The sequence below is a fragment of the Mycobacterium sp. 852002-40037_SCH5390672 genome (assembly GCF_001665875.1).
In the GTDB taxonomy this organism is placed as follows: domain Bacteria; phylum Actinomycetota; class Actinomycetes; order Mycobacteriales; family Mycobacteriaceae; genus Mycobacterium.
This window is the reverse complement of record NZ_LZTA01000073.1, coordinates 21,435-27,434: the sequence shown is the minus strand read 5'-3', so window position 1 is coordinate 27,434 and position 6,000 is coordinate 21,435. Positions and strand designations below refer to the sequence as shown.

Genomic DNA, 6,000 nt, shown 5'->3' with positions numbered 1-6,000 from the left:
GGTTGACGGCGTCGCGGTTCGTGGCCTGCCCGTTCGGGGGTCCGGGGTCGCGGATGTATCGCACCGGGGACCTGGTGTGCTGGGGTGGCGATGGGCAGCTGCGCTATCTGGGCCGTGCTGATGAGCAGGTCAAGATTCGGGGCTATCGTATCGAACTCGGCGAGGTCCAGGCCGCGCTGGCCGCACTCGATGATGTCGATCAGGCGGTGGTGATCGCCCGCGAGGACCGTCCCGGCGACAAGCGCCTGGTCGGCTACATCACCGGGACCGCCGACCCGGCTGAGGCGCGCACCGCCCTGGCCGACCGGCTCCCGACGCACATGGTGCCGGCCGCGGTGGTCGCCTTGGACGCGCTGCCGCTCACATCGAATGGCAAGCTGGACATCCGCGCTCTGCCCGCACCCGAATACAGCACGGGCGAGTATCGCGCTCCGGGCAACGCGGTCGAGGAGATCTTGGCCGGCATCTATGCCGAGGTGCTCGGCGTGGAGCGGGTCGGCATCGACGAGTCGTTCTTCGAGCTCGGCGGCGACAGCATCCTGTCGCTGCAAGTGGTGGCGCGGGCGCGCGCCGCGGGCCTGACATGCCGGCCGCGCGACGTCTTCGTCGAACAGACCGTGGCCCGCTTGGCCCGGGTGGCCGACGTGAGCGACGGGACGGCGGACGTGGTCGACGAGGGTGTCGGCCCGGTGCTGCCCACCCCGATCATGAGGTGGTTGCAGGGCGTCGAAAGCGCCGGCGGTCCGATCGATCAGTTCAACCAGACCGTGATGGTCCAGGCCCCAGCCGGGGTGACCGAGGCCGACGTCGCAATTGTGTTGCAGGCCTTGGTGGATCGGCACGCCATGCTGCGGCTGCGCGTCGACGACGAACCCGGCGGCTGGTCTTTGCGGGTACCTGAGCCCGGGTCGGTGCGGGCGGAGGACTGCCTGCAATCTGTTGATGAGTTGTCCGACGAGGCGCTGCTACAAGCGCGGTCACGGTTGAACCCGGCCGCCGGGGCGATGCTGAGCGCGCTGTGGGTCGAGTCCACCGGCCAGTTGACGGTGATCATTCACCACCTGGCAGTCGACGCGGTGTCGTGGTGGATCTTGTTGGAAGATCTCAATGTTGCCTGGGCGCTGCACAGCGCGGGGCAGCCGGCGGAGTTGCCGCCGGCGGGGATGTCGTTCGCCCGGTGGTCGACGTTGCTGGGCGAGCATTCCCGTCGGCCGGAGGTCGTCAGCCAGCTGAGCGCCTGGAAGAAGGTGACGGCGACGCCCGCCGCACTGCCCGCGCCCGATCCCGAGGCGGATACCTATGCCTGCGCCGGGCGCTTGTCGGTGGAGCTGGACGCCGAGACGACCGGCATGCTGATCGGTGACGTACCGACGGCGTTCCACGCCGGGATCCAGGACATCCTGTTGATCGCGTTCGGCCTGGCCTGGGCAGAATTCCTGGGTGACACCGCCGACGCGATCGGCATCGACGTCGAGGGTCATGGGCGCCACGAGGAACTCGCCGCCGACATCGACCTGTCCCGCACCGTCGGATGGTTCACCACCAAGTACCCGGTGTCGCTGGGCGTAGCCGGGCTGCCCTGGGCGCAGGTGGCGGCCGGCGAACCCACGCTGGGCCCGGTGATCAAACGCGCCAAGGAGCAGCTGCGGGCCCTGCCGGACCCGCTGACCTACGGGCTGCTGCGCTATCTCAACCCCGAGGTCGACCTGACCGGTCCCGACCCGTCGATCGCCTTCAACTACCTGGGACGTCAAGGCGCAGCGTCTGATTCGGCGGGCGAGGGCTGGCGCATCAGCCAGGGCGGCCTGACGTCGATCGCCGCCGCTGCGGCGGTGCCCATGCCGCTGATGCACACCGTCGAGCTCAACGCCGGCACCATCGACACCGGCACCGGACCGCGCCTGCACGCCGAATGGACTTGGGCGCCATCGGTTCTCGAGGCAACACAGGTCACCCGGCTGAGTCAACTGTGGTTCGAGGCCCTGGCCGGCGTGTGCGCGCATGTGCGCGCTGGTGGCGGCGGGCTCACCCCGTCGGACATTGCGCCGGCCCGCCTGAGCCAGCAGGAGATCGACGAGCTGCAACGGCAGCACCACATCGCCGACATCCTGCCGTTGACCCCCCTGCAGCAAGGACTGCTGTTCCACTCCAGCACCGCTGCGGGCAGCGACGACATGTATGCGGTGCAGCTGGACTTCACCCTCACCGGGCCCCTTGACCCAGACCGCCTGCGCGACGCGGTGCACACCGTCGTCAACCGGCATCCACACCTGGCGGCGCTGTTCTGCGACCGCTACGACGAGCCGGTGCAGATCATTCCCGCCGATCCGGTGGTCCAGTGGCAGTACCTGGATCTCGAGGGCCCCGACGCCGACCAGCTGATCGAGCAGCTGTGCGTCGCCGAGCGCGCCGCGGTGCGTGACCTGGCCGGTGAGCCGGCGTTTCGCGTAGCGCTGATCCGCACCCCGAACCGTCGGCACCGGTTAGTGCTGACCAATCACCACATCCTGCTCGACGGCTGGTCGCTACCGATCCTGCTGCGAGAAATCTTCACCAGCTACTACGACGAGCGGTTGCCCGCCGCCGGCTCATACCGGGCGTTCCTCACCTGGCTTGCCGATCGAGACCTCGAGGCCGCCCGTGAGGCCTGGGGCCAGGTGCTGTCCGGCTTCGAGACCCCCTCGCTGGTGGGACCGCAGGACCGGCTGGGCCAAGGGGACCGTGGCTTCGAAAAGTCTTGCGTGCCCGAGCAAACCACGCAGGCCCTGACTGACCTGGCGCGCTCCTGCCACACCACCATAAGCACCGTCCTGCAGGCGGCCTGGGCGGTGGTGCTGACCTCACTGACCGGTCAGCACGACGTCGTCTTCGGCACGCCGCGGTCCCGCGTCGGCCAACTGGAAGTCGACGACGCCGAACAAATGGTGGGACTGCTGATCAACACGGTGCCGGTGCGCGCCAACATCAGTGCGACCACCACCACCGCCGACCTGTTGGCCCAGCTGCAGAACAGCCACAACGACGCGCTCGAACACCAGCACTTGGCGCTCAGCGAGATTCACCGCGTCACGGGCCACGATCAACTCTTCGACACGCTATTCGTGTACGAGAACTACCCCGTCGAAAGCGGCATGACGTTGGGCGCCGACGGGCTGGCCATCGCCGAGTTCACCAACCGGGAGTACAACCACTACCCGCTGACCGTCGAGGCCCTGCCCGGCCGCGAGCTCGGCCTGCACGTCGAATACGACGCCGATGTGTTCGACACCGCCGGCATCGCGTCACTCCTCGAGCGATTCCAGCGCGTGCTGGCGGCGATGACCACCGATCCCAGCCGTCGGCTGTCGGAGGTCGAGCTGCTGGATCGCGACGAACGCGAGCTGGTGCTGACACGGATGTCGGGCGCCGGCGTCACCGGGCCGGTCGGGGTGGCGCCGCGGCTGTTGGCGGCGGCGCTCGCGATCGCCCCGGACGCGCCTGCGGTGGTCGACGGGACGCGGGAACTGTCGTACCGCGAGCTCGACGAGTGGTCGACGCGGTTGGCGCGCAAGCTGATTGACGCGGGTGTAGGGCCGGAGCGCGCGGTGGGCGTGGCGATGGACCGGTGCGCCGAATTGGTGGTCGCCTGGTGGGCCGTCGTCAAGGCCGGCGGGATTCACGCGCCGGTGGATCAGGACCATCCGGTCGAGCGGGTTGCCTCGGTGCTGAACGCCGTCGACGCGGTGTGCGTGTTGACGTGCGGCACCGACGAGGTCGCCGGCGCCGGCACGCGCCCGGTGGTGCGAATCGATGGGTTGGACCTCGCCGCGCACAGCGCCGAGGCGATCACCGACGCCGACCGGCTGGCACCACTGACCGCTCATGACAGCGCCTACGCGATCTTCACGTCGGGCTCGACGGGCACCCCCAAAGGCGTAGTGGTGAGCCACGCGGGCCTGCTGGGATGGGCTGCGGCGCAATGCGAGTCGTGCGGGCTGGACACCGACACGCGGGTGCTGATGGTGGCCTCGCCGACCTTCGATGCATCGGTCGGCGAGATGGTGCTGGCGGCGGCGTCGGGCGCCGCGCTGGTGGTGGCGCCCCCGCAGGTGTACGCGGGTGAGCCGCTGACCGCCTTGCTGCAGAGCCAGCGCGTCAACGCGGCATTCCTGACCCCGACGGTGCTGTCATCGCTGGATAGCGCCCGGCTGCCCGGCTTCGACAAGCTGATGGTCGGCGGCGAGGCCTGCCCCAAGGAATTGGTGGCCACCTGGGCGCCGGGACGGCGCATGTTCAACGTCTACGGCCCGAGCGAGACCACCATCTGGGTCACCTCCAGCGCGCCACTGTCGGCCCGGGGGCCGGTTCGCATCGGCACCCCGCTGCCGGGCGTGTGCGTGCTCGTGCTCAACGCCTGGCTGAAGCCGGTCCCGGTCGGCGTGGTCGGCGAGCTGTATGTGAGCGGGCCGGCGCTGGCGCACGGCTACCTGGGCCGGGTGGACCTGACCGCGGAACGGTTCGTGGCCAACCCATTTGGCGGCCCCGGGACCCGCATGTACCGCACCGGCGACCTGGTGCGCTGGACCGGCGACGGGAACTTGGATTTCGTCGGTCGCGCCGACAGCCAGATCAAACTGCGCGGCCAGCGCATCGAACTGGGCGAAATCGAAAACACCCTGCTGGCCTGCCCGCAGGTCACCCAGGCCGCCGTCACCGTGCTGGACAGTGCCACCGGTTCTCACCTGGTCGCCTACGTCACGCTCGATCACACCATCAGCGCCGACCACGACGAGGACAACGTCGAAGAGTGGCAACACCTTTACGACGACCTCTATGGCGCCGACCTCGAGTCCCGATTCGGCATGGACTTCCGCGGCTGGAACAGCAGCTACAGCGGTGACCCGATCCCGCTCGAGGAGATGATCGAGTGGCGTGCCGCCACGGTGGACCGGATCACGGACCTGCGGCCGCGACGCGTGCTCGAAATCGGCGCGGGCTCGGGGTTGCTGCTGTCGCAGATCGCCCCGAAGACCGATGAATATGTGGCCACCGATTTCTCGCCGGTGGCGATCGAAAACTTGGCTCGCTCGTTGGAGCAGTTGCAGTTGCCATGGCGGGACCGAGTCCAACTGCGGACCCAGCCGGCCCACATCACCGAAGGCCTGCCGCGCGGCCACTTCGACACGATCATCCTGAACTCGGTCGTTCAGTACTTCCCGAATGCGGGATACCTGGCCGAGGTCATCGACAACGCCATGGAGCTGCTGGCGCCCGGCGGGGCGGTGTTCATCGGCGACGTCCGTAACCACAGCCTGCAAGGCGCCTTCCAGACCGCGATCGCGCTGGCCCGCGGCGGCACCGCCACCACCGAGGCCGCCGACATCCGCCAGCGTGTCCGCCACGCCATGCTCGGTGAGACCGAATTGCTCTTGGCGCCAGAGTTTTTCACCACCTGGTCGGTCAGCTGCCCGTCGGCCGGCGGCATCGACATCCAAGTCAAACGCGGATTTGCCGACAACGAACTGAACCGGTACCGCTACGACGTCGTCATCCGCAAGGCGCCCGCACCGGTGCGCGCCGTGGGCCACGTGCCCACCTGGTCATGGACCGAATGCGCGGGTCTGGACGGGCTGCGCAACGTGTTGGCGTCCCAACGTCCCGCCGTCGTCCGCGTCACCGACATCCCGCAGGCCGGAGTCATCGCCGACGTCCGCGTCGAAACGGCGCTCGCCGAGGGCCAACCCGTGGCCGAGGCGCTCGCCCAAACCGGCTCCGTGTCCGACGCCGCCGTCGCCGAGGAAGTGCACCGCATCGGTGAGTCGCTCGGATATCGCGTCGCGGTGACCTGGGGTGCCCGACCCGGCACTCTGAGCGCCGTTTTCGTCGACGCCGACGAGACCGCCTCCCTGACCGATCTCTACCTGCCTCCCACCGGAACCCGGCGGCGCACCAGCTACGCCAATGACCCCCGCACCAACACCAAGATCGGCGAGGTGCGCGAGCGGCTGAGCGCGTGGTTGC

At 69.0% G+C, this 6,000-nt stretch carries 1 protein-coding gene (cut by a window edge); it reads left to right on the top strand.

Annotated features, from left to right (window positions below):
• Window positions 1-6,000 carry part of the coding region annotated (locus tag A5782_RS12835; RefSeq protein ID WP_082942906.1) for a non-ribosomal peptide synthetase on the top strand (this coding region is incomplete at both ends). Its footprint extends 21,434 nt past the window's final position, so 6,000 of the 27,434 annotated nt are shown.